This is a genomic window from Bradyrhizobium sp. UFLA06-24 (genome assembly GCF_054967145.1).
This window is the reverse complement of sequence record NZ_JADFUE010000079.1, coordinates 1-26,531: the sequence shown is the minus strand read 5'-3', so window position 1 is coordinate 26,531 and position 26,531 is coordinate 1. Positions and strand designations below refer to the sequence as shown.

26 protein-coding genes and 1 tRNA gene are annotated in these 26,531 nt (G+C 64.8%); 15 read left to right on the top strand and 12 right to left on the bottom strand.

The window, feature by feature from the left end:
- The first annotated feature begins 204 nt into the window (after window positions 1-204).
- On the top strand, window positions 205-1,593 hold the full coding sequence (locus tag IF809_RS34025; RefSeq protein WP_462839731.1) for a flavin monoamine oxidase family protein: 1,389 nt from the start codon (window positions 205-207) through the stop codon (window positions 1,591-1,593).
- A gap of 7 nt (window positions 1,594-1,600) precedes the next feature.
- Here IF809_RS34025 and IF809_RS34020 read toward each other — a convergent pair whose 3' ends face one another.
- The 4 genes from IF809_RS34020 to pheS form a co-directional block, all read right to left on the bottom strand.
- Window positions 1,601-2,371 (bottom strand): sulfite exporter TauE/SafE family protein, encoded by a 771-nt coding sequence (locus tag IF809_RS34020; protein ID WP_462839730.1) that lies wholly within the window; start codon window positions 2,369-2,371, stop codon window positions 1,601-1,603.
- Between the two features lie 53 nt (window positions 2,372-2,424).
- Window positions 2,425-4,833, bottom strand: coding sequence for a phenylalanine--tRNA ligase subunit beta (pheT, locus tag IF809_RS34015; RefSeq protein WP_462839729.1), 2,409 nt, complete (start codon window positions 4,831-4,833; stop codon window positions 2,425-2,427).
- Window positions 4,830-5,234, bottom strand: a complete 405-nt coding sequence (locus tag IF809_RS34010; protein ID WP_244659435.1) for an endonuclease domain-containing protein — start codon at window positions 5,232-5,234, stop codon at window positions 4,830-4,832. The genes pheT and IF809_RS34010 overlap by 4 nt, the downstream gene beginning before the upstream one ends.
- A gap of 146 nt (window positions 5,235-5,380) precedes the next feature.
- Window positions 5,381-6,463, bottom strand: coding sequence for a phenylalanine--tRNA ligase subunit alpha (gene pheS / locus IF809_RS34005; RefSeq protein WP_128963168.1), 1,083 nt, complete (start codon window positions 6,461-6,463; stop codon window positions 5,381-5,383).
- 151 nt (window positions 6,464-6,614) lie between these two features.
- Between pheS and IF809_RS34000 the strand changes: the two genes are divergently transcribed.
- Window positions 6,615-7,028 (top strand): hypothetical protein, encoded by a 414-nt coding sequence (locus IF809_RS34000; RefSeq protein WP_462839728.1) that lies wholly within the window; start codon window positions 6,615-6,617, stop codon window positions 7,026-7,028.
- Window positions 7,029-7,036: 8 nt separating this feature from the next.
- Here the strand turns inward: IF809_RS34000 and rplT are convergent, their stop codons facing one another.
- Window positions 7,037-7,396, bottom strand: a complete 360-nt coding sequence (gene rplT / locus IF809_RS33995) for a 50S ribosomal protein L20 (RefSeq protein WP_027561620.1) — start codon at window positions 7,394-7,396, stop codon at window positions 7,037-7,039.
- A gap of 81 nt (window positions 7,397-7,477) precedes the next feature.
- Window positions 7,478-7,678 carry a 50S ribosomal protein L35 gene (gene rpmI, locus IF809_RS33990; RefSeq protein WP_008143958.1) on the bottom strand — a complete coding sequence of 67 codons (201 nt, stop codon included), beginning with the start codon at window positions 7,676-7,678 and terminating at the stop codon, window positions 7,478-7,480.
- A 274-nt stretch (window positions 7,679-7,952) separates the two neighbouring features.
- On the opposite strand from rpmI, the gene IF809_RS33985 reads away from it, so the two are divergent.
- Complete coding sequence (locus IF809_RS33985) at window positions 7,953-8,351, top strand: hypothetical protein (RefSeq protein WP_462839727.1); 399 nt, start codon at window positions 7,953-7,955, stop codon at window positions 8,349-8,351.
- Between the two features lie 65 nt (window positions 8,352-8,416).
- Here the strand turns inward: IF809_RS33985 and infC are convergent, their stop codons facing one another.
- Window positions 8,417-8,956, bottom strand: coding sequence for a translation initiation factor IF-3 (infC, locus tag IF809_RS33980; RefSeq protein WP_128969088.1), 540 nt, complete (start codon window positions 8,954-8,956; stop codon window positions 8,417-8,419).
- A 263-nt stretch (window positions 8,957-9,219) separates the two neighbouring features.
- Between infC and IF809_RS33975 the strand changes: the two genes are divergently transcribed.
- Window positions 9,220-10,020 (top strand): alpha/beta hydrolase, encoded by an 801-nt coding sequence (locus tag IF809_RS33975; RefSeq protein ID WP_462839726.1) that lies wholly within the window; start codon window positions 9,220-9,222, stop codon window positions 10,018-10,020.
- A 142-nt stretch (window positions 10,021-10,162) separates the two neighbouring features.
- Window positions 10,163-10,630, top strand: coding sequence for a nuclear transport factor 2 family protein (locus IF809_RS33970; RefSeq protein ID WP_462839725.1), 468 nt, complete (start codon window positions 10,163-10,165; stop codon window positions 10,628-10,630).
- 49 nt (window positions 10,631-10,679) lie between these two features.
- Here IF809_RS33970 and IF809_RS33965 read toward each other — a convergent pair whose 3' ends face one another.
- The 3 genes from IF809_RS33965 to IF809_RS33955 all read right to left on the bottom strand — a co-directional run bounded on the left by IF809_RS33965 (window position 10,680) and on the right by IF809_RS33955 (window position 13,474).
- Window positions 10,680-11,477 carry an acyl-CoA thioesterase domain-containing protein gene (locus tag IF809_RS33965; protein ID WP_462839724.1) on the bottom strand — a complete coding sequence of 266 codons (798 nt, stop codon included), beginning with the start codon at window positions 11,475-11,477 and terminating at the stop codon, window positions 10,680-10,682.
- Between the two features lie 180 nt (window positions 11,478-11,657).
- A complete protein-coding gene (gene queG / locus IF809_RS33960) occupies window positions 11,658-12,833 on the bottom strand; it encodes a tRNA epoxyqueuosine(34) reductase QueG (RefSeq protein WP_462839723.1) in 1,176 nt (391 codons plus the stop codon).
- Window positions 12,782-13,474 (bottom strand): glutathione S-transferase family protein, encoded by a 693-nt coding sequence (locus IF809_RS33955; RefSeq protein ID WP_128963160.1) that lies wholly within the window; start codon window positions 13,472-13,474, stop codon window positions 12,782-12,784. The genes queG and IF809_RS33955 overlap by 52 nt, the downstream gene beginning before the upstream one ends.
- A gap of 170 nt (window positions 13,475-13,644) precedes the next feature.
- Here IF809_RS33955 and IF809_RS33950 point away from each other — a divergent pair, with 170 nt between their 5' ends.
- From IF809_RS33950 to IF809_RS33940, 3 genes are all read left to right on the top strand, one after another.
- Window positions 13,645-14,451, top strand: a complete 807-nt coding sequence (locus IF809_RS33950) for an undecaprenyl-diphosphate phosphatase (protein WP_128963159.1) — start codon at window positions 13,645-13,647, stop codon at window positions 14,449-14,451.
- Between the two features lie 171 nt (window positions 14,452-14,622).
- On the top strand, window positions 14,623-15,948 hold the full coding sequence (locus tag IF809_RS33945) for an FAD-binding oxidoreductase (RefSeq protein ID WP_462839722.1): 1,326 nt from the start codon (window positions 14,623-14,625) through the stop codon (window positions 15,946-15,948).
- 3 nt (window positions 15,949-15,951) lie between these two features.
- Complete coding sequence (locus IF809_RS33940; protein WP_453993956.1) at window positions 15,952-16,692, top strand: SDR family oxidoreductase; 741 nt, start codon at window positions 15,952-15,954, stop codon at window positions 16,690-16,692.
- Between the two features lie 58 nt (window positions 16,693-16,750).
- On the opposite strand, the gene IF809_RS33935 is transcribed toward IF809_RS33940, so the two are convergent.
- Window positions 16,751-17,716, bottom strand: coding sequence for a complex I NDUFA9 subunit family protein (locus IF809_RS33935; RefSeq protein ID WP_462839721.1), 966 nt, complete (start codon window positions 17,714-17,716; stop codon window positions 16,751-16,753).
- 150 nt (window positions 17,717-17,866) lie between these two features.
- Here IF809_RS33935 and IF809_RS33930 point away from each other — a divergent pair.
- Window positions 17,867-17,953: transfer RNA gene (locus IF809_RS33930), tRNA-Leu, on the top strand.
- A gap of 114 nt (window positions 17,954-18,067) precedes the next feature.
- Here IF809_RS33930 and IF809_RS33925 read toward each other — a convergent pair.
- Window positions 18,068-19,339 (bottom strand): MFS transporter, encoded by a 1,272-nt coding sequence (locus IF809_RS33925; protein ID WP_462839720.1) that lies wholly within the window; start codon window positions 19,337-19,339, stop codon window positions 18,068-18,070.
- A gap of 253 nt (window positions 19,340-19,592) precedes the next feature.
- Here IF809_RS33925 and IF809_RS33920 point away from each other — a divergent pair, with 253 nt between their 5' ends.
- From IF809_RS33920 to rpoN, 6 genes are all read left to right on the top strand, one after another.
- Window positions 19,593-20,918, top strand: coding sequence for a UbiA family prenyltransferase (locus tag IF809_RS33920; RefSeq protein ID WP_128963151.1), 1,326 nt, complete (start codon window positions 19,593-19,595; stop codon window positions 20,916-20,918).
- A 102-nt stretch (window positions 20,919-21,020) separates the two neighbouring features.
- A complete protein-coding gene (locus IF809_RS33915) occupies window positions 21,021-21,635 on the top strand; it encodes a ribonuclease D (RefSeq protein ID WP_128963150.1) in 615 nt (204 codons plus the stop codon).
- Window positions 21,636-21,818: 183 nt separating this feature from the next.
- Complete coding sequence (gene lptC, locus IF809_RS33910; RefSeq protein ID WP_462839719.1) at window positions 21,819-22,541, top strand: LPS export ABC transporter periplasmic protein LptC; 723 nt, start codon at window positions 21,819-21,821, stop codon at window positions 22,539-22,541.
- Between the two features lie 5 nt (window positions 22,542-22,546).
- On the top strand, window positions 22,547-23,275 hold the full coding sequence (locus IF809_RS33905; RefSeq protein ID WP_462839718.1) for an LptA/OstA family protein: 729 nt from the start codon (window positions 22,547-22,549) through the stop codon (window positions 23,273-23,275).
- Between the two features lie 220 nt (window positions 23,276-23,495).
- Window positions 23,496-24,512, top strand: a complete 1,017-nt coding sequence (gene lptB / locus IF809_RS33900; RefSeq protein ID WP_462839717.1) for an LPS export ABC transporter ATP-binding protein — start codon at window positions 23,496-23,498, stop codon at window positions 24,510-24,512.
- 90 nt (window positions 24,513-24,602) lie between these two features.
- On the top strand, window positions 24,603-26,228 hold the full coding sequence (rpoN, locus tag IF809_RS33895; protein WP_462839716.1) for an RNA polymerase factor sigma-54: 1,626 nt from the start codon (window positions 24,603-24,605) through the stop codon (window positions 26,226-26,228).
- The last annotated feature ends 303 nt before the right edge of the window (window positions 26,229-26,531 follow it).

The window sequence follows — 26,531 nt, the reverse complement described above, 5'->3', positions numbered from 1 at the left end:
ATCCAGGACCGTCCCCATGAGCTCTCCCCGGCCTTTCTGGCCGTCTTTTTTCCATCTGTATCATGGTCGAAACCTGTTGCAATTCGGTTCATGGCTCTGTGAGTTCAAGCACGATTGATTCACCATGATGGTTGCTGCGCAACATCAGATGCGGCAAGGTTCGCCGGCTGTTCCCGTCGCCCGCAAGTTTCCGGAAACCATGACATGACAATCACGCGCCGCAGCTTCCTATCGGCGTCGGCGGCCTTTGCGGCCGCGCCGGTTCTGCGCGCAACGGCTGCGCCGCTGCCGCGCGAGGCTGACATTGTCGTGATCGGTGCGGGTGCGGCCGGCATCGCTGCGGCGCGGCGTATCGTGGCGGCCAACCGCAAGGTGATCGTGGTGGAGGCGTCGTCGCAGATCGGCGGGCGCTGCATCACTGACGTCGCCACCTTCGACGTGCCGTTCGATCGCGGCGCGCGCTGGATGCACAATCCCGACACCAACCCGATGATCCGGCTCGCCCGCAATGCCGGGCTCGATGTTTCGCCGGCGCCGTCGGGTCAGAAGATGCGCATCGGCCGCCGCAATGCGCGTGCTGGCGAGACCGAGGAGTTTCTGGCGGCGCTGGTGCGCGCCAACAGGGCCATCGACGAGGCCGCGCGCGGCAAGCTCGATACGTCCTGCGCCTCGGCCTTGCCGAAGGACCTCGGCGATTGGGCCGGCGCCGCGGAGTTCGTGCTCGGCGCGAGCTTTGCCGGCAAGGACCTGAAGGAGCTGTCCGCGATCGACAAGGCGCGCGCCCAGGACCGTAATGCCGCGATCGCCTGCCGCCAGGGTCTGGGCACCCTGATCGCGAGGCTCGGCGAGCAGGTGCCGGTCGCGTTCGCGACACCGGCCAACCGGATTCTCTGGACCAATCGCGACGTCAGCGTGGAGACGCAGGCCGGAAAGATCGTCGCGCGTGCGGCCATCATCACGGTCTCGACCAATGTGCTCGAGAGCGGCGCGATCAAGTTCGCGCCCGACATCCCCAAGCGCACCTTGGATGCGGCGTCCAAGCTCACGCTCGGCAGTTACGATCACATCGTGCTGCAGCTCCCGGGCAATCCGCTCGGCCTCTCGCGCGACGACGTCCTGATCGAGCAGAGCAACTCGACCCGCACCGCGCTGATGATCGCCAATATCGGTGGTTCCTCGCTGTGTTCGATCGACGTCGGCGGCTCCTTCGGGCGCGATCTCTCCGAGCAGGGCGAGAAGGCGATGACGGCCTTCGCCAGGGAATGGATCACGAAGCTGTTCGGCAGCGAGGCCGCGGCCGCCGTGCAGAAGACCGCCGCGACGCGCTGGAACGCCTCGCCCTATGTGATGGGCGCAATGTCGGCGGCCGCGCCCGGCGGCCAGCTCTCGCGAAAGGTTTTGGCCGAGCCGATCGGCAACATGTTCCTCGCAGGCGAAGCCACGCATGATTCGTTGTGGGGCACCGTCGATGGTGCCTGGGACAGCGGTGAGCGCGCCGCCGACGCCGCGCTGCGCAAGATCGGTGCGCTGAAGGACGAGCCCGCCGAGGTGCCGACGCAATCGACGAAGAAGCGCCGCGCGCCCCGGCGGTAGAGGCAGTCTACCGCAACACCCCGTCCAGCACCGGCAGCCCGGTGATGACAGCGATTGCAATCAGGGCGTAGCAGATCCTGCGGAAGATGGTTTCGCTGGCGCGGCCGAACAGCGACGCGCCGAAGGCGACGCCGAGCGCATAGACCGGGCCGACGATCAGCGACAGCACCAGCGACTCGCGCGAGATCAGGCCTGAAGTGGCGTAACTGATCATCGAGAAGAAATCCGAGGCGCCGAAAAACAAGACGATGTTGGCGCGCGCGACGATCGGTGCGATCGGGCGGCCGAGCCAGTAGCCGACGATCGGCGGCCCGCCGGTCTGCGCCAGCCCGCTGCAGAAGCCGGAGAGGCCGCCGATGCCGACCGAGAGCCAGGCATGGTCCTTGCCGCGATAGCGCCAGCCGGACAGCAGCAGAAGCAGGAGCGCTGCGACGAAGCCGGAGATGATCCAGCGCGTGGTGACGGGTTCGAGCACGCTGAGGAAATAGGTGCCGAGCGGCACGCCGACCAGCGCGCCGAGCACGATCACCGCAGTTGCCCTGCGGTCTGCCTTGCGCCACGCGTCGGGCAGCAATGGTGCGGCGGACACGAAATCGATGACGAGGAGCAGCGCTGCGACAAGTCGCGGCGCCGCGACGCTGCTCGCCAGCGGCATGAAGATCAGCGCCGCGCCGAAGCCGGAAAAGCCGCGTGCGGTGCCGGAAACGAAAGCGATGGCGCAGAGCGCCATCGCAATGGTGAGGCTGACGTCCTTGGGGAGGAAATCCGCAAAGCTCATGCTTTATTTCTGGAGCATGATGTTGTCCGAAAACCGCGTCCCACTTTTCGACATCATCCCCGCAGCGTGCCGCCGGTCTTCTTCGCGACCTCAGCCACGATCTTCGCGGCGACGGCGTCGATCTCCTGATCGGTCAGCGTCTTCTCGCGCGGCTGCAGCGTCACCGCGATCGCGATCGACTTCCTGCCGTCGTCGATGCCCTTGCCCTCGTAGACGTCGAACACGTTGACGCCGGTGATCAGCTTTTTGTCGACGCTCTGCGCCGCGCGCACGATGTCTGCCGCCTTCACGGCACGATCGACGATGAAGGCGAAGTCGCGCGAGACGGGCTGGAACGCCGAGAGTTCGATCAGCGGTTTGGCGCGGGTGGGCTTCTTCTTCGCCTCGGGGATGCGGTCGAGCGTCACCTCGAACACGACGAGCGGGCCGTCGGCGCCGAGCGCCTCCAGCGCATGCGGATGCATCTCGCCGAAAGTGCCGAGCACGTTCTGTGGCCCGATCTGGATCGTGCCGGAGCGGCCGGGATGCAGCCAGGCGGGACCGCCGGCGACGATCTGCAGCGCCTGCATCGGCGCGCCGGCGGCAGCCAACACCGCGAGCGCGTCGGCCTTGGCGTCGAACACGTCGGCCTGATCCGAGCCCGACCAGTGCCGTCCCACGCCTTCCGACGAGGCAAGCCCGCGACGCACGCCGCTCGCGGCCATGAACTGGTCCTGCGGCCGATCGCCCCGGAACACCTGCCCGACCTCGAACAGCGCGACATCGCCATAGCCGCGATCGGCATTGGCCTGGGCGGCCGCGACCAGGCCCGGCAACAGGCTCGGCCGCATGTCGGAGAGATCGGCCGCGATCGGGTTGGCCACTTCGAGCTCGCGCTGGCCGCCGCCGAACAGCTTTGCCGCAGAGTTGGTGATGAACGACCAGGTCACCGCTTCGGTCATGCCGCGGCTCGCGAGCGCGCGCCGGGCCCGGCGGGTCCGAAGCTGCAGCGGCGTCAGCACCGGTTTGCGCGCATCCTCGCCGCGTTCGAACGGCGTCATCGGCACCTTGTCGACGCCGTAGATCCGCACGACCTCCTCGACGATGTCGGCCTTGCCATGCACGTCGGAACGCCAGGACGGCACCGCGACCTTCACGACGGGGCCGGGGCCCGCCATCATGAAGCCGAGATGGGTCAGGATGCGCTTCATCTCAGGCATCGGCACCTCGATGCCGGAGAGACGCTTCACCTCGGTCACCGGGAATTCGATCAGGCGGTCGTCGCCGAAGGCCTTGCCGACCACGACGTTCTCCGACGGCGTGCCGCCGCACATCTCCATCACCAGCTTGGTCGCGAGCTCCAGCCCCGGTACCATGAAGGCCGGATCGACGCCGCGCTCGAACCGATAGCGTGCGTCCGAATTGATGCCGAGCTTGCGGCCGGTCTGGGCGATGTTGATCTCGTTCCACAGCGCCGATTCGATCAGCACGTCGGTCGTGTTCTCGTCGCAGCCCGAGGCTTCGCCGCCCATGATGCCGGCGAGCGATTCGACGCCGTGCTCGTCGGCGATGACGCAGATCGAGGGATCAAGATTGTAGGTGCGGCCATCGAGCGCGAGCAGGCTCTCGCCCTCGCGGCCGCGGCGCACGACCAGATTGCCCTTCACCTTCTTGGCGTCGAACACGTGCAGCGGGCGCGCGCGGTCGTAGGTCATGAAGTTGGTGATGTCGACCAGCGCATTGATCGGGCGCAGGCCGATCGCGGTCAGCCGCTTCTGCAGCCATTCCGGCGACGGACCATTCTTGACGCCGCGCACGAGGCGCAGCGCGAAGCCCGGACACAGCGTGGCGTCCTCGACCGTGACCTTCACGGGGCAGGGGAATTCGCCCTTGATCGGCTTGATGCCGGGATCCCTGAACTTGCCCATGTCGGCCGCGGCAAGATCGCGCGCGATGCCGTGCACGCCGGTGCAGTCCTGCCGGTTCGGCGTCAGATTGATCTCGATCACGGGATCGCCGAGCCCGGCCCATTCGGCGTAACCAGCGCCGACGGGCGCGTCCGCCGGCAATTCCATGATGCCGTCATGATCGTTGGAGATCTGCAATTCGGCCGCCGAGCACAGCATGCCGCGGCTCTCGACGCCGCGGATCGTGCCGATGCCGAGCGTGATGTCCTTGCCGGGAATGTAGGTGCCGGGTGGCGAGAACACGCTGACCAGCCCGGCGCGCGCATTCGGCGCCCCGCACACGACCTGCACCGGCGCAGCCCCGTTGCCGGTCTCGACCATGCAGACACGCAGGCGATCCGCATTCGGATGCTGCTCGGCCGAGATCACCTTCGCAATGGTGAAGGGCTTGAGCGCCTTCGCCTTGTCCTCGATGTTCTCGACCTCGAGCCCGATCATGGTGAGCTTGTCGGCGAGCTTTTCCAGCGGCTCGTCGGTGTCGAGATGGTCCTTCAGCCAGGAGAGGGTGAATTTCATGGCTGTCTGCCTCGGCTCTTGTCGGTTGAGTTGCTTTGGTCGGTGTCAGCGTTCCCTCCCCCCTTGTGGGGGAGGGCCAGGGAGGGGGGTGAGCCGCGGGCCGCGGCGGAAGCGGCTTGGCGGATCGCTTCAACAACTCCCTCGAGGTTCGACATCACCTGCTCATTGGTGAAAGGCAGTACGTGAAAACCCTCGGCGGCAAAGAATGCGTCGCGGCGCTGATCTGCCTTTTGTCGCTCTTCAAAGTCGTGCGACTCGCCATCAAGCTCGATAATGAGCTTCGAGGAAAAGCAGACGAAGTCGACAACGTAGTTTCCGATCGGTGTTTGGCGACGGATGCCAAGACCGTCGATTCGATTGGCTTTCAGATAGCGCCACAGCAGTGTTTCAGCGCGCGTCATCGTCCGGCGAAGTTGCCTCGCCCGGCTGCGCTGACGTTCGCTCACAACTGCGTGCGGCATCCGCGGCTACCCCCCTCCCTGACCCTCCCCCATAAGGGGGGAGGGAACGGAGAGAGTCTTTGCAGAGATGCCGCCAGCGCAACTCATCACGCGCTCAGCCCTCCGGCCAGCGTCGGCACCTCGAGCGGCTTGAAGCCGTAATGGCTCAGCCAGCGGACGTCGCTGTCGAACAGCTGGCGCAGGTCGGCGATGCCGTATTTCAGCATGGCGATGCGGTCGATGCCCATGCCCCAGGCAAAACCCTGGTACTCGTCGGGATCGATGCCGCAGGCGCGCAGCACGTTCGGGTGCACCATGCCGCAGCCCAAGATCTCCAGCCAGTCCTCGCCTTCGCCGAAGCGGATCTCGCCCTTGTCGCGGCGGCACTGGATGTCGACTTCCAGCGACGGCTCGGTGAACGGGAAGAAGGACGGACGGAAGCGCATGTTGATGTGGTCGACCTCGAAGAACGCCTTGCAGAACTCGTGCAGGATCCATTTGAGGTGGCCAAGATGCGAATGCTTGTCGATCACCAGCCCTTCGACCTGGTGGAATTGCGGTGTGTGGGTCGCATCCGAATCGATGCGGTAGGTGCGGCCCGGGCAGATCACGCGGATCGGCGGCTTCTGGCTGAGCATGGTGCGCACCTGCACCGGCGAGGTGTGGGTCCGCAGCAGCATGCGCGAGCCGTCCTCTTTCGGATGGAAGAAGAACGTGTCGTGCATCTCGCGCGCCGGATGACCTTCCGGGAAGTTCAGCTTGGTGAAGTTGTAATCGTCGGTCTCGATATCGGGGCCTTCGGCGACCGAGAATCCCATGTCGGCGAAGATCGTGGTCAGCTCGTCCCAGACCTGGCTGAGCGGATGGATGCGGCCGGCTTCGGCCTGCGCATCGCGCAGCGGCAGGGTGACGTCGACGGTCTCGGACGCGAGCCGCGCATCGAGCGCCGCGGACTTCAGCACGTCGCGGCGAGCGGCGAGCGCCCCGGTCACCTTGTCCTTGGCCTGGTTGATTGCCGCGCCCTGTGTCTTGCGTTCGTCGGGCGACATCTTGCCGAGCGTGGCCAGCAGCGCCGAGATCGAGCCCTTCTTGCCGAGGGCAGCGACGCGCACCGCTTCGAGCGCGGCTTCATCGCCGGCGGCGGCGATCTGGTCGAGGATGGATGTTTCGAGCGTTGCGAGGTCGGACACAGTCAAATCCTTAGCTTCAAATTCGGCTGGGTTGTCGCCGCCGGAAGGGCGTAACGTCAAGCAAAAAGCCGGTCATTTGAGCCTCTGGGCGGCTGGATTGAACCTCGCGCGGGGGCCCGGCACCAAGACAGGATACGAGGAGACCCTTGCGATGCTTTCGAAATGCTGTCTGGCCGTCCTGGCTGTTGGTCTGTCGGTGGCCGGCACTCCGGCGCGTGCCATGGTCTGCATGGACAAATCCATGACGCTGGACGAGGTCGCGGACACCATCAGCAGCCAGAAGAGCTGCGAAAGCGCGATGAAGGTCTTCAAGGATTGCGAGTTGACCGCGAGCGGTGACGTCGAGCTCGGCGCCGCCGTCGAAAAGAAATGCGAGGCCGACTTCAAGCCCGGCCTCAACGCGTCGCAGAACCAGGCCTACAAGCGCGAGATGCACGCGTGCGACATCAAGTACCGGAACAAGTCCGGCACCATGTATCTCTCGTTCACGGCATTCTGCCGGGCGGAGGTCGCCCAGCGTTACTCCGAGCGCGCGCTGAAGGCTGCGGGCCAGAAGGCCCGCTAGCACCGGCCTTAGGCTGCGAGGGCGGCTTTGGCCTTCTCGGCGATCGCCTGGAACGCCGCGGGCTCGCTGATCGCGAGATCCGACAGCACCTTGCGGTCCACGGTGATGCCGGACTTGGCCATGCCGTCGATAAATCGGCTGTAGGTCAGGCCGAACGGACGGACGGCCGCGTTGATGCGCTGAATCCAGAGTGCCCGGAAGGTGCGCTTCTTACGCTTGCGGTCGCGGAAGGCGTATTGCTGGGCCTTCTCCACGGCCGGCTTGGCGGCGCGGATGGTGTTCTTGCGGCGGCCGTAGAAGCCCTTGGCGGCCTTGTAGACTTTCTTGTGCTTGGCGTGGGCGGTCACACCGCGTTTGACGCGAGACATGACAAAAATCCTTCGAAAGATGACCTAGGTTTCGGATCGCCGCGGATGGCGCGGCGGAGATGGCAATGATCGTGAACGCGATCAGGCGTTCGGCAAGAAGTATTTCTTGACGTTGTCGCCGTCGGTCTTGAACAGCACCGCGGTACCGCGCAGCTGACGGATCTGCTTCTTCGTTCGCTTGATCATGCCGTGACGCTTGCCGCGATGGGCGAACATCACTTTGCCGGTGGCAGTCACCTTGAAGCGCTTTTTAGCGCCCGATTTGGTCTTCAGCTTGGGCATTTGGCTCTCCTCATGGCCACAGAACTCCGCCCGCGAAGGCGGCATGGCCGTCAAAAATGCTCGTTAGAGCGTTGATTGTGCTCAGGTTTTGCGAACAAGCGCGAAAACCCGCACGAAACACCGCCACGGCAGCCCTTAATCAGCCGGGCGATGAAGGCCGGGCTTATGACAGAGAACGGGCCGGAAGGCAACGATGAACCGCCGGAACCCGCTCGCCGACTATTGGGGGTTGCCACCTCATCGTTCACGCCGTCCCGTCCGGAGCAGGACCAAAATGGCCCATTTTTCCCAATCGATTTCGTCTGGTTTGACCCGTCCGCGCCACCTTGCGCTGTTCGCCGTGCTTGCAGCGATCGCTGTCCCCTCGACCGCCGATGCCCGCATCGGCGGCTATGACGGCGTCTGGAATGTCACCTTCGCCACCACGCGCGGGAATTGCAGCTCGGGCTACAGCGTCCCCTTCACCGTCACAGGCAGCCGGGTGTCGTCCGCCGGCGGCGGCCGGGTCTCGGGCAAGGTCAATCGCGGTGGCGCTGTCGCGGTGCAGGTGTCGGTCGGCGCCTCCCACGCCAGCGGCGGCGGCCGGCTCGGCGGCGCAGCGGGTGCCGGTTCCTGGAGGGGCGTCATCTCCGGCGATCAATGCAGCGGCACCTGGCAGGCGACGCGAACCTGAAGCACAAACGGCCCGCCGGATGATCCGGACGGGCCGTTGAATTCTCAAGTCCTGAACAGCTGCGCTCAGCGCGGCGCCAATACCATCACGACCTGGCGGCCCTCGAACCGGGCGTCCTGCTCGACCTTGGCGAGTTCGGCGACGTCGGTCTTGATCTTGTCCAGCAACTTGGTGCCGATCTCCTGGTGCGCCATTTCGCGGCCGCGATAGCGCAGGGTGATCTTGACCTTGTCGCCCTCTTCGAAGAACCGCAGCATCGCGCGCATCTTCACGTCATAATCGTGATCGTCGATCATCGGGCGGAGCTTGATCTCCTTGATCTCGACCGTCTTCTGACGCTTGCGGGCTTCCGCGGCCTTCTTCTGGGCGGAATACTTATACTTCCCGTAGTCCATGATCTTGCAGACGGGAGGGCTGACATTTGGTGAGATCTCGACCAGATCCATGCCGGCTTCCTGGGCCATCTTGATGGCAAGCATGGTCTCGACGGTGCCTTTGTTCTCACCGGCAGCGTCGATCAGCTGGATCTGCGCATTGCGAATATCATCATTGATGCGCGGCCCGTCTTTGGCGGCAGGGGCCGGGGCTCTATTGGGACGGCGAATGGGTGGTTCTCCAAAGTTGTGAAAGGAAGCGGCTATTTTGAAGGAAGATGCTGATGCCGGCAAGCAAGTCGCCCCTGCGAGGAGCGAAAAACCTTCAAATGCGAGGCATTTTGGCCACGCCTATCGGCACGGTGCTCGACATAGACACCTTGCCCCTGTTCCGCAAGCGTCCCAAAGGGTCAATACCAAGATAGGGTTGCCCTGCGGGACGTATCCCAATGTGCTCTCAAGCCCTCAAACCCCACAGCCAGAGTAAACGTTCCATGACCGCAGCAATTCCCGATGCCGTGCTCGACTTCATCGACGTTGGCGAGGGTCCGTCAGCGCGCAGGATCGCGGTGCGCCATCGCGCCGGAAAGGAGCCCGGCCAAGGTCCCGGACTCGTCTGGCTCGGCGGCTTCAAATCGGACATGCAGGGCGGCAAGGCGGTGGCGCTGGATGGCTGGGCCGCAGAGCACGGCCGTGCCGTGGTCCGGTTCGACTATTCCGGCCACGGCGAATCCAGCGGCGAGTTCGCCGACGGAACCATCGGGGGCTGGCTCGAGGACAGCGTGGCGGTGTTCGAGCGCTTCTGTACCGGTCCGCAAGTGCTGATCGGCTCCTCCATGGGCGGCTGGATGGCGCTGCTGCTCGCGCGCGAGATCAAGAAGCGTGCGGGGAAAGCATCGCTCGCGGGCCTCGTGCTGATCGCGCCGGCGCCGGACTTCACCGAAGAGCTGATGTGGAAGAAGTTTTCGCCCGAGGTGAAGAAGGAGATCGAGACCAGGGGCTTCTGGCTCAGGCCCTCCGAATATGGCGACGGCACGCCCTATCCGATCACGCGCCGGCTGATCGAGGAGGGACGCAATCATCTCGTGCTCGGCAGCGCCATCGATCTCGGTTGCCCCGTCCGCATCCTGCAAGGCGCGCAGGATCCCGATGTGCCGTGGCAGCACGCCTTCGCGCTGACGCATCGTTTGCCGGCCGATGATGTCGTGCTCACCATGATCCAGGACGGCGATCACCGGCTGTCCCGCCCGCAGGACATCGCGCGCATTCTTGCCGCGGTGGCGGAGATCGGGTGAAGTATTGCCAACTACTTGGTGTCATCGCCCGCGAAGGCGGGCGATCCAGTACGCCGAGGCTGTTGTGGTTCGATCGATAGGCCGCGTCGTACTGGATGCCCCGCTTCCGCGGGGCATGACCAAGAAGCCGGGAGAACAGCCAATGAGCGTCACCACCCTGCTGCGCGCCTTCTGCGACGCCGTCGAGCAGCGCAACGGCCGCGCCTTCGCCGAGCTCTTCACCGAGGACGGCGTCTATCACGATGTCTTCTACGGCGCCTTCGCAGGCCGCGAGAACATCGCCGGCATGATCGACGACTGGTTCTATCGCACGGCGACGGATTTCCGCTGGGACATGCATGATCCCGTCACCGACGGCACCACGCTCTATGCGCGCTACACCTTCAGCTATCGCTCGACTTTGCCGGAAGCTGCCGGTGCGCGTGCGATGTTCGAGGGCGTGGCGATCATGACGCTGCGTGACGGCAAGATCGCCAGCTACCACGAGGTCGCCAACACCGCGCCGGCGTTCGTCGATCTGAAATTCGCGCCTGAAAGGATCGCGAAGATCGTCGCCAAGCAGGGTGCGGAGCTGAAGGCGCGAGACGAGATGAAGCGGCATCTCACCTAGCCGTCATTCCGGGCTCGCGCCAAATGGCGCGCCCCGGAATGACGAAAAACTACCGCTTCGATGGATTCGCCATCGGCCTGCGCTGCGCCAGTGCGGCGACTGTGGCTGTGCCGATCGGGCCCTGCTCGTCGTAGAGCCAGCATTCGCCGATCGCCACGCCGTCGGTGGCCTGGTGATTCACCACGTCGAAGCCGATCCAGTTCGTCACCGGCAGACGGTGCAGATAGATCGTCACGTCGCTGTTGATGTAGCCGAGCCCCTTGTCGCCGGCATTGGCGAAAGGGCTCGCGAAGTCGGCACCAACAGCGACATGGACGAACGGCGTCATCGGCGCGCCGGCAACGAGCTCGCGCACCTCGCTCATCCACAGCCGGCGCGGGCCGAGCGAGCCCATATGGCCGACGATGGGGCGCGTCGTCCATTTGCCGTTCATGCCGAGCCTGGGGTCGGTGGGCTTCGGAATGTCAGCCGGTTTCGGCACGTCCCAATTCGGCGGTGACCAGACATTGCCGTCAGGATTCTGCGTCTTGCGCAACAGCTGGCACGAAGCGCGCGCCATGCTGACGCCGCCGGAGAGGAACTCCGCCTCCACCACGCGAATGCGCAGGCCGTCGCGCACGAGCCGCGTCGTCACGTGAATCGGCTTGTCGATCGTCGGCAGCCGAAACATGTCGACGGTCAATCGCGCCGGCACGAATTCGGGGCCGGAATGGCGCTCCTCGATGGCGAAGCCGAGCAGGCCGACGATGACACGACCGTGCAGCGATTTCGGATCCCAGGGACCGTTGGCGACTTCCGTCGGATGGAATGTGTTGCCGTCGCGGGTGAAGAAAGGCATGTTTGTCATGCGTGCGACTTTGCGGGAATGGGGGCGGAAATCAAGAGTGGCGAGATGCGAGCGCGTGGCCACAACAACAGTGTCATCGCCCGCGAAGGCGGGCGATCCAGTACTCCGAGGCCGCAGTGATGGACCCGAGGGGCCGCGGCGTACTGGATTCCCCGCTTTCGCGGGGAATGACACCGAGGGTCAGGAAGCGGCTCGCCACTCCTCACGCACGCTCTCGTCAGACTCTCTGTCTAACGCCGCAACCCTCATCGCCGCGAACACATCCCGCCCAACCAACTGCGCCAACGCCCACACGGCCGCCCCACGCACCAGCGGGCTCGCATCGTCGAGCAATCGCCGCGCCTCCTGTGCCAGTGCCGCATCACCTGAGTTGCCGATCGCAATCAGCACGTTACGCAAGAAGCGATCGCGGCCGATGCGCTTCACCGGCGACTTCGTAAACAGCGCGCGAAACGCGGCATCGTCGAGCCGCGAAAGCTCGGCAAGACCAGGCGCGCGCAGTTCATCACGCGCGGCGAGCTTGGCCTCACGGCCCTCCTGCGCAAACTTGTTCCAGGGACACGCCGCAAGACAATCGTCGCAGCCATAGATACGGTTGCCGATGGCTTGGCGAAACTCGTGCGGGATCTGGCCCTTGTTCTCGATGGTGAGATACGAGATGCAGCGCCGCGCATCGAGCTTGTAAGCAGCAGGGAATGCCGCGGTCGGGCAGATGTCGAGACAGGCCCGGCACGAGCCGCAATGATCGATCTCGGCGCGGTCGCGCGGCAACTCGAGTGTGGTGTAGATCGCGCCGAGAAACAGCCAGGAGCCGAATTCGCGCGAGACCAGATTGGTGTGCTTGCCCTGCCAGCCCAGATGTGCGGCCTGCGCGAGCGGCTTCTCCATCACCGCCGCGGTGTCGACGAACACTTTTACGTCCGAGGGCGCCGTCGCCACCAGCCAGCGCGCCAGCGCCTTCAGCCGCTTCTTGATCAGGTCGTGATAATCGTCGCCCTGCGCATAGACCGAGATCGCCGCGCGCGTGCGCTGCTGCAGGATCGCGAGCGGATCCTGGTCAGGTCCATAGTTGACGCCGAGCATGATGACGCTGCGCACGTCCTCCCAAAGCCCGCGCGGATCGATGCGCCGCTCCGGCTGGCTCGCAAGCCAGTCCATGTCGCCATGGCCGCCCGATGCGATGAATTCGAGGAAATGCGCGCCGGCCTTTTCGATCGTGCCGGGCTCGGTGATGCCGATGCAGTCGAAGCCGAGCGCGCGCGCCTCGCGCGCCAGCGCCGCCTTCAGTTCAGTTGGATCGGTGTTCAGAAATCCAGGTCCACATAGGTGCGCGACGCCGGCACGCCCGCCAGCCATTCGCTCAGCAGCGGGCGGAACGACGGGCGGGATTTCACCCGCGCGTACCACGCCTTTGCTGCGTCGTCCTCGCTCCATGGCACGTCGCCCAGATAGTCGATCGCCGAGAGATGCGCCGCGGCGGCGAGATCCGCGTAAGTGGGCCGGTCGCCGGCGAGGAAATTACGCGTCTGCGCCAGCCAGCCGATATAGGCGAGATGATAGCGCACGTTGGCCTTGGCCGCGCGCATTACGTCGGCCGAAGGCGGCCCGCCGCCATTTTCCTCGCTCATGAAGCGCTTGTAGATGCGCTCGGTGACGAGCGGGTGCGAGACTTCCTCGAAGAATTTTTCGTTGAACCACGCCATCAGCCGGCGCACCTCGACGCGCTCGGCAACCGTCTCCGGCATCAGCCGCTTCGGCCCCATTTCGGCGCCATAGGCTTCGTCGATATACTCGGCGATGATCGCGGCGCCCGGGATCGGCGGCTGTTCGTCGTCCATCAGAACAGGCGTCGTGCCGGCCGCATTGAGCAGCAGAAATGCCTCGCGGCGTTCCCAGCTGCGCTCCTCGATCAGCTTCAGTTCGAGCCCGTATTCGCCCGCGATCAGGCGGATGAAGCGCGAATGCGGACAGAACGGATGATGAAACAGGGTAAACATGAATCCTTTGACTATTTGATGGTGCTTAAGAATCCATCAATGTTTGTGCGGCGCCACACTAGTCGCTCAAAACCGCGAAGCAAGGGCGAGATGGCGCATTTTTGCGATTGCGGCATGGGGGCGAATAGGCGAGAAGAGCCCCGCTTTTCCAGCGGAAATGGACCGTAAATATGTCAGATACAATACGGGCAGTGATCCTCGGCATCATCGAGGGTGTGACCGAGTTCCTTCCCGTCTCCTCGACCGGCCACCTCCTGCTTGCCGAACGTTTCTTCGGCCTCGGCGAGGGCGCGTTCTGGGATTCGTTTACGGTTCTGATCCAGTTGGGTGCGATCCTCGCGATCGTCGGGCTCTATTTTAGGAAGCTGTGGGACGTCGTGATCGGCTTCTTCACGGGCGACACCTATTCGCGCCGCTTCGTGATCGGCGTGCTGGTGGCGTTCCTGCCCGCTGTCGTCGTCGGTCTCGTCGCCGGCAAATACATCAAGAGCATGCTGTTCAATCCGTGGGTCGTGTGCTTCACGCTGATCGTCGGCGGCGCCATCCTGCTCTGGGTCGACAGGCTCGATCTCAAGCCGCGCGAGCATGACGCCACCAAATTTCCGCTGCTGATGTATCTCTATATCGGCATCGCCCAGTGCGTCGCCATGATCCCGGGCGTGTCGCGCTCCGGTGCCAGCATCGTCGCCGCGATGCTGCTGGGCGCCGACAAGCGCGCGGCGGCGGAGTTCTCGTTCTTCCTCGCCATCCCCACCATGATCGGCGCGTTCGCCTACGACTTCTACAAGAGTCGCGCCGAGATGACGATGGACCACATGGGCATCGTCGCGATCGGCTTCGTGGTGTCGTTCATCACCGCGATCATCGTGGTGAAGTCGTTCCTGGAATACGTCACGCGGCACGGTTTCGTGGTGTTCGCCTGGTGGCGCGTCATCGTCGGCACGCTCGGCCTGATCGCGCTGGCGCTGGGACGTTAAGTCTAGGAATCCGCCACGGTTTCGATGTTGGTGGGTGCGCTCCGACTCACCTCTCCCCGGCGGGGAGAGGTGGACACCGGCCGCAAACTTGTCAGTCCGCCTCAACGCAATATCAGCTTTTCGCCGCTAGGCAGTTCCTGGAGCGGGGTGGCCCGCGGGCGGAGCTGAATGATGACGACAGTCAGCGGCTGGGGGCGCTTCCCGGTCGTCGATAGCGAAATGCTGCGGCCGCGCTCGTTCGAGGGCGTGGCGGAGGCTGTCGTCGCCGGCTCGGTGGCCCGCGGCAATGGCCGCGCCTATGGCGATGCCGCGATCGGCGCTGCCAGGACCATCGCCATGACCGCGTTCGACCGGATCAGGTCGTTCGATCCGGCGACGGGGCGCATCCGCCTTGAGGCCGGCGTGCTGCTGTCCGACCTGATCGACACTTTCGGCCCGCGCGGCTTTTTGCCCTTCGTGGTGCCGGGCACGCGCTTCGTCTCGATCGGCGGCGCCATTGCCGCCGACGTGCATGGCAAGAACCATCACGGCGAGGGCGGCTTTGGCCGCTATGTCGAGAGCATCCTGCTGCGATCAGGCGCGGGCGAGACCATCGAAGTCTCGCGCGAGCAGAATTCCGATGCCTTCCTCGCGACCATCGGCGGCATGGGCCTCACCGGCGTGATCCTGGAGGCGACGATGCGGTTGCGCTCCGTGGAAACCGGCTGGATCCGCGAGCGGGTGATTTCCGCGTCCGACCTCGACGCCGCGATGCGCGCGCTCGAGGCAAGTGACTCCGCGACCTATTCGGTCGCATGGATCGATTGCGCGGCGCGCGGTCGCGATCTCGGCCGATCGCTGATCTATCTCGGCGAGCACGCCAGCGCGGATGAGCTTGCCCGGGGCGCCGATCGATTCCCCGTCGGCAGGAATCCCGGGCTCGCTGTCCCGATCGACCTGCCGTCGATGACGCTGAACCGCCATAGCATCCGCGCCTTCAACGAGATCTATTACCGCATGGGTGCGCGGCGCGCCGGCGGCGATCATGTGGTCTCGCTCTATCCGTATTTCTTTCCGCTCGACAGCATCGCCGACTGGAATCGCATCTACGGGCGGCGCGGCTTCCTGCAGCATCAATGCGTGATTCCGGAAGATCGCGCGCGCGAGGTTCTCGGCGAGATCCTCGAGCGCGTCTCGACGCGCGGCGATGCTTCGTTCCTGGCGGTGCTGAAGAAGCTCGGCCATGGCGACGGCCTGCTGTCGTTTCCGCTGCCGGGCTACACCTTGGCGCTGGATTTCCCTGTGAAGGGCGACATTTTGAACTTTCTCGACGAGATCGACCGTCTGGTCGTCGCGGCGGGCGGCCGGCTCTATCTTGCCAAGGACGCGCGGCAGGCGCGCGCCACCTTCGAGGCCGGCTATCCCGCGCTGGCGCGCTTCAACGCAATCCGCAAAGCGCTCGATCCCGCCAAGAACATCCGCTCCAAACTTTCACAACGTCTGTTCGATGAGGTCTAGGCCGTGACGTCACGCAAGTCCGTTCTGGTGCTCGGCGGCTCCTCCGATATCGGCCGCGCCGCGGCGCGCGCCTTTGCCAAGGCAGGCTACGACGTCGGCCTCGCAGGCCGCGACGTCGCGGCGCTGGAGCCTGACGCCGCCGATCTGCGCGCGCGCTATGCAATCGAAGCGAGCACGCACACATTCGATGTGCTCGACACCGCGTCGTTCGAGGGCTTTGTCGCCGGCCTTCCCGCCCTGCCCGATGTGGTGATCTCGATCGTCGGCCTTCTCGGTGTGCAGCAAGACGCCGAGAGCGATCTTGCGCACGCCACCACGATCATGCGCTCGAATTACGAGGGGCCCTCGCTGATCCTCGGCCTGTTCGCGGAAAAATTCCTGAACCGTGGCAGTGGCACAATCGTCGGCGTGTCGTCGGTGGCCGGCGATCGCGGCCGCGCCTCGAACTATGTCTACGGCTCGGCGAAAGCCGGCTTCAGCGCTTTCTTGTCAGGCCTGCGCGCCCGCGCCAGCCGCGGCGGCGTGCATGTCGTCACCGTGAAGCCCGGCTTCGTCCGCACGAAAATGACCGAAGGCATGAAGCTGATCGGCCCGCTGACCGTCGAAGCCCCTGTCGTCGGCGATGCGATCCTCAGCGCCGTCGAGAACAAGACGGACGTCGTTTACGTCAGCGGCAAATGGCGCCTCGTGATGCTGGTCATCAAGACGCTGCCCGAGGCAGTGTTCAAGAAGCTGAAGTTTTGAGATCTCGCCGCGCCGACGGTGCGCTCCCTCTCCCGCAAGCGGGAGAGGTGAAAACGCCTCACGCGTTCTTGCGCTGGAACTGACCCTGCGGGCGGAAGCGCCAGAGATATTGCGGGGCGATCGCTTCCAGGGAATCGGGCGTAATGCCGAGGCCTTCCAGCGTCAGGCCGGCGGCCTTCGCCGCCTCCGAGACGACATTGTCGCGCTCGAGCAGCGTGACCTGGTCCGGCGTCAGCTTGAACGCGCCGGGGGCAAATTGCAGGAAGGCGGCCTTGAGGCGCGCGAGGCCGAACGACAGCGGCACCAGCATCCGCTCGCGATCGGTGATCTCCAGGATCGCCTCGATGATCTCGCGCATGGTCAGCACCTCCGGCCCGCCGAGCTCGTAAGTCGCGCCCGCCTTGGCCTTGCCGTCGACGGCGTCCGCGATCGCGGTGGCGACGTCGCCGACATAAACCGGCTGCATCTTGGTTTCGCCGCCGATCAGCGGCAGCACCGGCGACATCCGCGCCAGCGCCGCGAAACGGTTGGTGAACTGGTCCTCGGGGCCGAACATCACGGAGGGACGGAAGATCGTGGCCGACGGCACCGCGGCCAGCACCGCCGCTTCGCCGGCCGCCTTGGCCTTGGCATAGCGCGAGGGCGATTCGGAATCGGCACCGATCGCCGAGACATGCACCAGGCTGGCGCCGGCTGCGGCCGCCGCCTTGGCCACCGTCTCGGCGCCCTTGGCCTGGACAGCGTCGAAGGTCTGGGCGCCGCCCTCGGCGAGGATGCCGACCAGATTGATCACGACCTGCGAATCACGCACCGCCGCCTCGACCGAGGCTGGATAGCGCAGGTTCGCCTGGATGGTGTGGACCTGCCCGACCTTGCCCGAGGGCTGGAGGTATCCGGCCAGTTCCGGCCGCCGCACCGCGACCCTGACCCGGTAATCCCGGCGGCACAGCGCGCGGACGACATTCCGGCCCAAAAAGCCCGATCCGCCGAAAACCGTGACGAGAGTTTCCAGATTCGATGCCATGGGAGCTATCCTGCGGTCCATTTTTGCGAACAAGTGCGTGATATCAGGCTTGTATCGGCCCGGTGTGCAATGCGCAATCCGCATGACCAAGCATGAATTGACAACGGCGTCACCGAACCGTAGTAACCGCCTCCGTGCCCCAAACGGCATGCCCAGGTGGTGGAATTGGTAGACGCGCTGGCTTCAGGTGCCAGTGGCTTAACGGCCGTGAAGGTTCGAGTCCTTTCCTGGGCACCATTTTGCGGGATTTGGTCCCCGAATAGGGCTGCTTCCCATCGTTGGAGCTAGCCGGACGGCGATCTTGGTCTCGCCGCCGCGATAGGTCGTTCTTGAGGCCAAACCCCGCCCCCCTCACACCACCCGCTTCCCCGTCCGCTCCGCCACCCCCTTCTGCACGAAATACATCGCCACCAGCGTGATGAGCGTGGTCGTGACGACGACGTAGCCGATCCGCTCGAAATGCAGCAGCGAACCGTCGGGTTGTTGCGAGATGATCGCGGCTGCGAGCACCGAGCCGAGGCCGCCGGAGAGCTGCTGCAGCGAGGCGCTGATGGCGCTGAACGAGCCGCGCTGGCTGGGCTCGGGGATCGCCGACATCACTGCCTGCGACGGGATCATGCGCGAGAAGATGCCGACGAACAGCAGCACGTTGACGGTGATCGCTGATACCAGCGAGACATGGCCGAGATGGGTGTAGATCAGCACCATGAGCACGGTCATCGCGCAGCCGAACACGAAGGTCGGATACTTGCCGAAGGTGTCGGCGGCGCGGCCGACCAGCGGGCCGGTGACGATGCTGAACAGGCCGGAGACCAGATAGATCGTCGGCAGATGCACGATGTCGATGCCGATATTGTTCACGGTGAAGGCGCTGGAGAACGGCATCAGCATGTAGCCGCCGGTCGCCAGCAAGGTGGTGACGCAGAAGGCCAGCGTGTAGCGCGGCTCGAATATCGTCGCGACCAGATGGTGGAACGGGTTCTTGTCCTGCTTCAGCTTCAGATGCGCGTCGACCGGCTCCATGGCGAAGGCGATGATGGCGATGGTCACGATCGCGAGGCCGACGATCGCGGCAAAGCAGACATGCCAGCTCCAGTGATTGGCGAGAAACAGCCCGGCCGGCACGCCGAGCACCTGGCTCGCGGCAAAGGCGGTCTGGACGAATCCCATCACGCGGCCGCGCAAATGCAGGGGAAACAGGTCGGTGACGATGGCCAGCACGACCGAGCCGATCACGCCGCCGAACAAGCCGGTCACGACGCGGCCGACCAGCAGCACGTGATAATCCTGCGCGACCGCGCAGAGCGCAGTGCCGAGCGTGAAGCCGGTATAGAAGAACAGCAGCAGCCGCTTGCGATCGAACCGGTCGGCAAAGCCGGCCGCCAGGATGCCCGACAAGCCGGCGCTGAACGCGTAAGCCGACACCGCCACGCCGAACTGTGCGGCCGTGATGTCGAGCGAGGGCATCATGATGGCGCCGAGCGGCGACATGATGATGAAGTCGAGGATGATGGTGAATTGCGCGAAGGCGAGCAGCGCCACCAGGAGTGACTGGTAGCGCGTAAAGCCGCGCTGGCGTTCCTGCTGATCGTCGATCGGCGCGGCGAGCGTCTGGTCTGTCATGGCACCTGAGGCGTGATGGGAAGCTGGCCTCAGATAGGGTCGGCGTAGGCGATTTCCATCGCGGCGTGCATCAAGTTCCGCTGGTATATCGCGACCGCGCCGGATTGTGTGATCCGTGCAACAGCTCGGTGATCGTGCCCGTTTGCGGCCGGATTAAGCCGGCCTTAGCCAATGCCGCCTAGGCTCGCGGCCGTCCTTTTCCCGCCTCCCAGCCCGTTTGCGGCCGTGCCGAGGTCAGTCAGAGCGTTTTCGGATGGAGCAGCCCGTCAGGCAGTACGATCGCAGCGAGCCCGCGCCGCAGGCTGCGCCGGCGCAGGCTCGCACGCTCGTGATCGATCTCGAAGGCGCGCTGCTGCGCTCCGAGCTGCTGATGGAAGCGCTGTTCTCAAGCCCTGCCCGCATGCTCGCCCGCTTCGGCGCGGGCGGCCGCGCCGGGATGGCGGCACTCACCGAGATCCTGGCGCGCGCCGAGCTCGACTATGCCCACCTGCCCTACGATGCCGGCGTGTTGAACCAGGCGCTGGCGGCGCGGGCGCGCGGCGCGAAGATCTATCTGGTCGCGGACCGCTTTGCCTCTCATGCGGCCGGCATCGCCGCGCATCTCGGCTTCGACGGCGTCGTCACGCCCTCCGATCTCGCCGCCGGCGATCATCTGCCGTTCGACCGTACTGCCGTCGATCGCATCGATCATGTCAGCCGCGGCCGCGCAAGTTTGAAGACCTGGGCGAAAGCGCTGCGGGTCTATCAATACGCCAAGAACACGCTGCTGTTCGTGCCCGTCATCACCGCGCATCAGATCAATCTTGCCACGCTCGGCACGACGCTGCTGGCGTTCCTGGCGTTCTCGGCCTGTGCGTCCGGCGCCTATCTGATGAACGACCTGCTCGATCTCGCCGCCGATCGCCAGCATCCGACCAAGCGTCATCGCGCGCTCGCGGCCGGCGATCTCAAGATCTCCTCGGCGCTCTCGGCGATCCCCGTGCTGTGGGGCTTTGCGCTCGTCGCCAGCCTCTGCATCTCGGCCAGCTTCCTCGGCGTGCTCGCCGCCTATCTCGCCACCACCATCGCCTATTCGCTCGTGCTCAAGCGCAAGATGCTGGTCGACGTCGTCACGCTCGCCGGGCTCTATTCCTTGCGCATCGTCGCCGGCGCGGTCGCGGCCGGCGTCGTGCTGTCGGAATGGCTGATGGTGTTCTCGTTGTTCGTGTTCACTTCGCTGGCGCTGATCAAGCGTTTCAGCGAGCTCAGCATGCGCCAGGGCGAGGGCCTCGCCGATCCCTCCAACCGCGACTATCGCATCACCGACCTCAACATCATCGCCGCGATGGCGGCCGCGAGCGCCATGAACGCGGTGACGGTATTTACGCTCTACGTCTCCTCCTCCGCGGTGACGCCGCTCTACAGCCGGCCCTGGATGCTGTGGCTGCTCGCGCCTTTGCTGCTCTACTGGTTCGGCCGCGCCCTGATGATCGCGCATCGCCGCGAGATGCCCGACGATCCGATTCTGTATGCCTTCCGGGACGGCGCCAGCCGCCTAACCGTGGCGGCGATGGTCTGCATCATGCTGGCGGCGATCTGAACCATCCGCGGCTTGCATGGCCCGCCTGCAGTGGCTAAATCGCGGGCCATCTGCCAAGCCTATGCTGCCGACCGATCGATTCGATTGAAGGTTTGAAACGCCATGACCGTACGCCTGCATCGCGGCGACCTGCCTGATCTCTCCCGCTACACCGGCGCGGTGGCGATCGACACCGAGACCATGGGGCTGAACCCGCATCGCGACCGGCTCTGCGTGGTCCAGCTCTCGCCGGGCGACGGCAGCGCCGACGTGGTGCAAATCCCGAAGGGGCACACCGATGCGCCGAACCTGAAGGCCCTGCTCGCCAATCCCGCCAATACGAAGATCTTCCATTTCGCCCGGTTCGACGTCGCCGTGCTGTACCAGACCTTCGGCGTGATGACCGGGCCGATCTACTGCACCAAGATCGCCTCGCGCCTGACCCGCACCTACACCGATCGCCACGGCCTCAAGGATCTCGTGCGCGAGGTGCTCAATGTCGATCTCTCCAAGCAGCAGCAGTCCAGCGATTGGGGTTCCGACAGCCTGACCGAGCCGCAGCTCGCCTATGCCGCCTCCGACGTGCTGCACCTGCATGCCTTGCGCGAGCGGCTGGACGCCATGCTGGTCCGGGAGGGCCGCACTCAGCTTGCGAAGTCCTGTTTCGATTTCCTGCCGACCCGTGCCCTGCTCGACCTCCAGGGTTGGGCGGAAGAGGACATTTTCGCGCATTCCTGAGGTGTTTTAACCTCTCCCGCAAGCGGGCAAGGGAGAGACGATCGCCCCGTTTCGGACACTTTCCTGCGGCCTGTCCGGGGCTGACATGTCCAAGGCCGACATCCGAGGCTGCATATTCGGACGTTGCCGGGTACAATGGCGCGTCCCTTATCAGGACAAGGCGAGCGGCACCCTGGAGATCAGGTGAATTCGGCCCACAATCCCACTTACGACGCCGAGCTTGCGGCGAAGTTTGCCAGCGCGGCGCGCCACAGCCGCCTGGTGCGGATTCTGCGCATCGCGGTGCCGGCGACAGTGGCCGCGTCCCTGGCGGCGATCGTCGCGGTCTCGACCTTCCTCAATCCTTTCAAGATCCCCATCAAGCTCGACTCCGGAAATCTCGTGGTCACAGGCACCAAGATCACGATGGAAACGCCGCACCTGTCCGGCTTCACACCGGACCAGCGGCCCTACGAGCTCTGGGCCAAGACCGCGACGCAGGACATCACCGATCCCGACCATGTCGATCTCAACGACCTCAAGGCGAAGGTGCTGATGGAAGACAAGTCGACCATATTCCTCGATGCCCGCACCGGCCGCTTCGACAACAAGCAGCAGCAGCTCGACCTGCACAAGGACATCTTCCTGCGCACCTCGACCGGCTACGAGGCACGGCTGAACTCGGCTTTCGTCGACATGAACAAGGGCACGGTCTCCTCGGACGAGCGGGTCGACGTCAAGCTGACCAACGGCACGCTAACCGCCGACCGGCTGCGCATCACGGAAGGCGGTGACGTCATTCGTTTCGAAGGCAATGTGGTGATGCATCTGGACAAGATCAGCACGGATGAGGTGGCGCCGGCTCCCGTCGAGCAGCCCGCGCCGCCACCGCCGAAGTCCAGGAACAAGTCTGCGAACTCAAAGTGATTTTCATGGTCAGTCTTTTCCCGCGCAATGAATGGTGCGCGATCCTTCGTACGGCTGCGCTTGTCGCTGGCCTCGCGCTGGGCGCAACGGATGCGGTGCGTGCGCAAGGCGCCATGCAGGGTGTGCCCAACGCGATGCAGGGCTTTTCGCAGAACCGCGATCAGCCGATCCAGATCGAGGCGGCTTCCCTCGAGATGCGCGACAAGAAGAAGGAGGCGACCTTCTCCGGCAATGTGAAGGTCGTGCAGGGCGACACCACCATGACATCGAAGACGCTGGTGGTGTTCTACGAATCCAACAGCGACAAGCAGGCCGCGCCGCAGGCAGCTCCTGCCAAGGGCGCGAAGGCGGCACCGCCGATGCAATCGGCGACGCCGGGGCCGGGCGGCGCCTCCTCGATCAAGCGGCTGGAGGCGCGCGGCAATGTCGTCGTCACCCAGAAGGACCAGGTGGTCACAGGCGAGACCGCCGTGTTCGATACCAAGACCAACCTCATCACCATGGTCGGTGGCCCCGGGGGCCAGGTGGTGCTGACCCAGTGCCAGAACGTGCTGCGCGGTGACCGCCTCATGGTCGACATGACCACCGGCGTCTCCCGGGTGGAATCCGACAGCGGCAAGGTCCAGGGCCTGTTCATCCAGTCTCAGGGCGGCGGCAACGGCAAATGCGGAACGCCGGTCGCTCCGGGCGCAGGCTCGCCCCTGCAATTGCCGGGTGGAACTAAACAAAAGTGAATTCAACAGCTTGGCTCTGATGCGGCCGATCCGAGGTTGAAGCTTGCGTGGCGAGACTGTATCTAGCGCGCAGGGCTTTCGAAGCGGGTCCGCCGCTTTTCGGGCGTGTTTCACTGGGCATGAGACATCCCTTCATTCATGCTGCGTCGGCGAATCGAGAGGCCGGCGCCGCAGACCGCGCGAGTACTGCGCAGGGTCAGCAGAAGGCTAGAAGGCGGGGATGGTCGATCTCTTCAGCATGTTCCGTCGGCGCCCCGCCAAGCGCGGCCGGCCAGGATTTGCCCGTCAGGACATCACCGCCCTCGGTGACAGCGTCGGTGGCCTGGTGCCGAGCCCGGTGCGCGACGCGCCGCCGATCGCCCGTGAGCCCTTGCAGGCCTCCGATCCCTATGGCCTCGAGGCTCCGCCGCGATCGCGGCCGGCCCCGGCGCAGCCGCCCAAGCCGGCGCAGCCCCCCAGGGCCAGATCCAGCGCCAAGACCAATGGTTCGGGCGGCCCGCAGCTGTTGCGCCGGCCGGGCTTCCTGGCTGTGCATAGCGTGGAAAAGAGTTTCGGCAGTCGGCAGGTCGTGCGCGGCGTCAGCATCTATGTCCGCCGTGGCGAGGCCGTCGGTCTGCTCGGCCCGAACGGTGCCGGCAAGACCACCGTGTTCTACATGATCACCGGCCTGATCAAGGCCGATCGCGGCGCGATCGAGCTCGACGGCCACGACGTCACGAAACTTCCGATGTATCAGCGCGCGCGGCTCGGCATCGGCTATCTGCCGCAGGAAGCCTCGATCTTCCGCGGGCTCACCGTCGAGCAGAACATCCGCGCCGTGCTCGAAGTGGTCGAGCCCTCGCGCAAGAAGCGCGAGCAGCAGCTCGACTCCCTGCTCGACGAGTTCAACATCACGCGCTTAAGGAAATCCCCGTCGATCGCGCTGTCGGGCGGCGAGCGCCGCCGCGTCGAGATCGCGCGCGCGCTGGCGACGCGTCCGAACTACATGCTGCTCGACGAGCCCTTTGCCGGCATCGATCCGATCGCGGTCGGCGACATTCAGGATCTCGTCCGCCATCTCACCAACCGCGGCATCGGCGTGCTCATCACCGACCACAATGTGCGCGAGACGCTCGGCCTCACCGACCGCGCCTACATCGTCTATGCCGGTGAGATCCTGACGGAGGGGAGCCCGGACGAGATCGTCGCGGATCCCGATGTTCGCCGTCTTTACCTTGGCGAGGAATTCCGCCTCTAGCCCGTTTTTGCGTTTCGTCAAGGCGTGTACATCGGGTTCAGACTAAGATAAGCAAGAATCGGACCAATTTTCGAGAACGGTTCTTGTTAGATGGCGCTTTCGCAGAGATTAGAGTTCCGGCAATCGCAGTCGCTGGTCATGACGCCGCAGCTGATGCAGGCGATCAAGCTGCTGCAATTGTCCAATCTCGATCTCACCACCTTCGTGGAAGAGGAACTCGAGCGTAACCCCCTGCTGGAGCGGGCCAATGACGAGGCCCCCGGCGAGGCTCCGGCCGAGACCGGCCAGTTCAGCGACCGTGATGGCGAGGATTCCGGCGGTTCGGGCGACGCGGACGGCTTTGGCGGTAGCGGCGAGGCCTTCGAGCCCGGCCAGGAAGAATGGATGAGCAAGGATCTCGGCACCCGGGCCGAGATCGAGCAGACCCTGGACACGGGCCTCGACAACGTCTTTTCCGAGGAGCCGGCGGAGACGGCGGCGCGCAACGCCCAGGACGCCGCGCCGACCACCTACACCGAATGGGGCGGCGGTGCCTCCGGTGACGAAGACTACAATCTCGAAGCTTTTGTCGCGGCCGAGACAACATTGTCCGACCATCTGGCCGAGCAGCTGTCGGTGGCCTTCACCGGCGCCGCGCAGCGCATGATCGGCCAGTATCTGATTGATCTCGTCGACGAGGCCGGCTACCTGCCGCCCGATCTCGGTCAGGCCGCCGAGCGGCTTGGCGCATCGCAAAAGGATGTCGAGGACGTTCTTGCCGTGCTGCAAAAATTCGATCCGCCCGGCGTGTGCGCGCGCAATTTGAGCGAGTGCCTCGCGATCCAGCTCCGCGAGCTCGACCGCTACGATCCCGCAATGCAGGCGCTGGTGGAGCATCTCGATCTCCTCGCCAAGCGCGACATCGCGAGCTTGCGCAAGCTCTGCGGCGTCGACGACGAGGACATCGCCGACATGATCGGCGAGATCAGGCGTCTCAATCCCAAGCCCGGCATGAAGTTCGGCTCGGCGCGGCTGCAGACCATGGTGCCCGACGTCTATGTCCGGCCGGGTCCGGACGGCGGCTGGCATGTCGAGCTCAACAGCGACACCTTGCCGCGCGTCCTGGTGAACCAGACCTACTATTCCGAGCTGTCGAAGAAGATCGGCAAGGACGGCGACAAATCCTATTTCACGGATGCGCTGCAGAACGCGACCTGGCTGGTGCGCGCGCTGGACCAGCGTGCCCGCACCATCCTGAAGGTCGCAACCGAGATCGTGCGCCAGCAGGACGGCTTCTTCACCCACGGTGTCGCGCATTTGCGGCCGCTGAATCTGAAGGCCGTCGCCGACGCCATCCAGATGCACGAATCCACGGTGTCGCGCGTCACCGCCAACAAATACATGGCGACCAATCGCGGCACGTTCGAGCTGAAATATTTCTTCACGGCCTCGATCGCATCGGCCGACGGGGGCGAGGCGCATTCGGCCGAAGCCGTGCGTCACCACATCAAGCAGCTGATCGATTCGGAGGAGCCGTCAGCGATCCTGTCCGACGACACGATCGTGGAACGGTTGCGCGCTTCGGGCATTGATATTGCCCGCCGCACGGTCGCGAAGTACCGCGAAGCCATGCGCATTCCGTCCTCGGTGCAACGCCGTCGCGACAAGCAGAGCGCTCTTGGTAACGTCCTCTCCACCGCATTATCCGATCGCTCCCGCAATCCCGAGCCGGCCTGATTGCACTGGCGCGGAATCGCGCTACTCTCACCCTCCCATCGCGACCGATCCAAGCACGCGCATGATCCGGAAAAGTGTAAAGCGGTTTTCCGAAGGATCATGCGCAGGAAGAACCCCGGCTACGACGACGCGTCATCGTTGCCGGGCGCAAACCAAGCGAGGCATCACATGACTCTTCGGATTTCGGGCAAGAGCGTCAGCGTCGGCGAGGCCCTGCGTGGCCGCGTGACCGACCGGACTGAAGAGGTCCTGCGCAAATATTTCGACGGCAATTATTCCGGCCACATCACGCTGTCCAAGGAC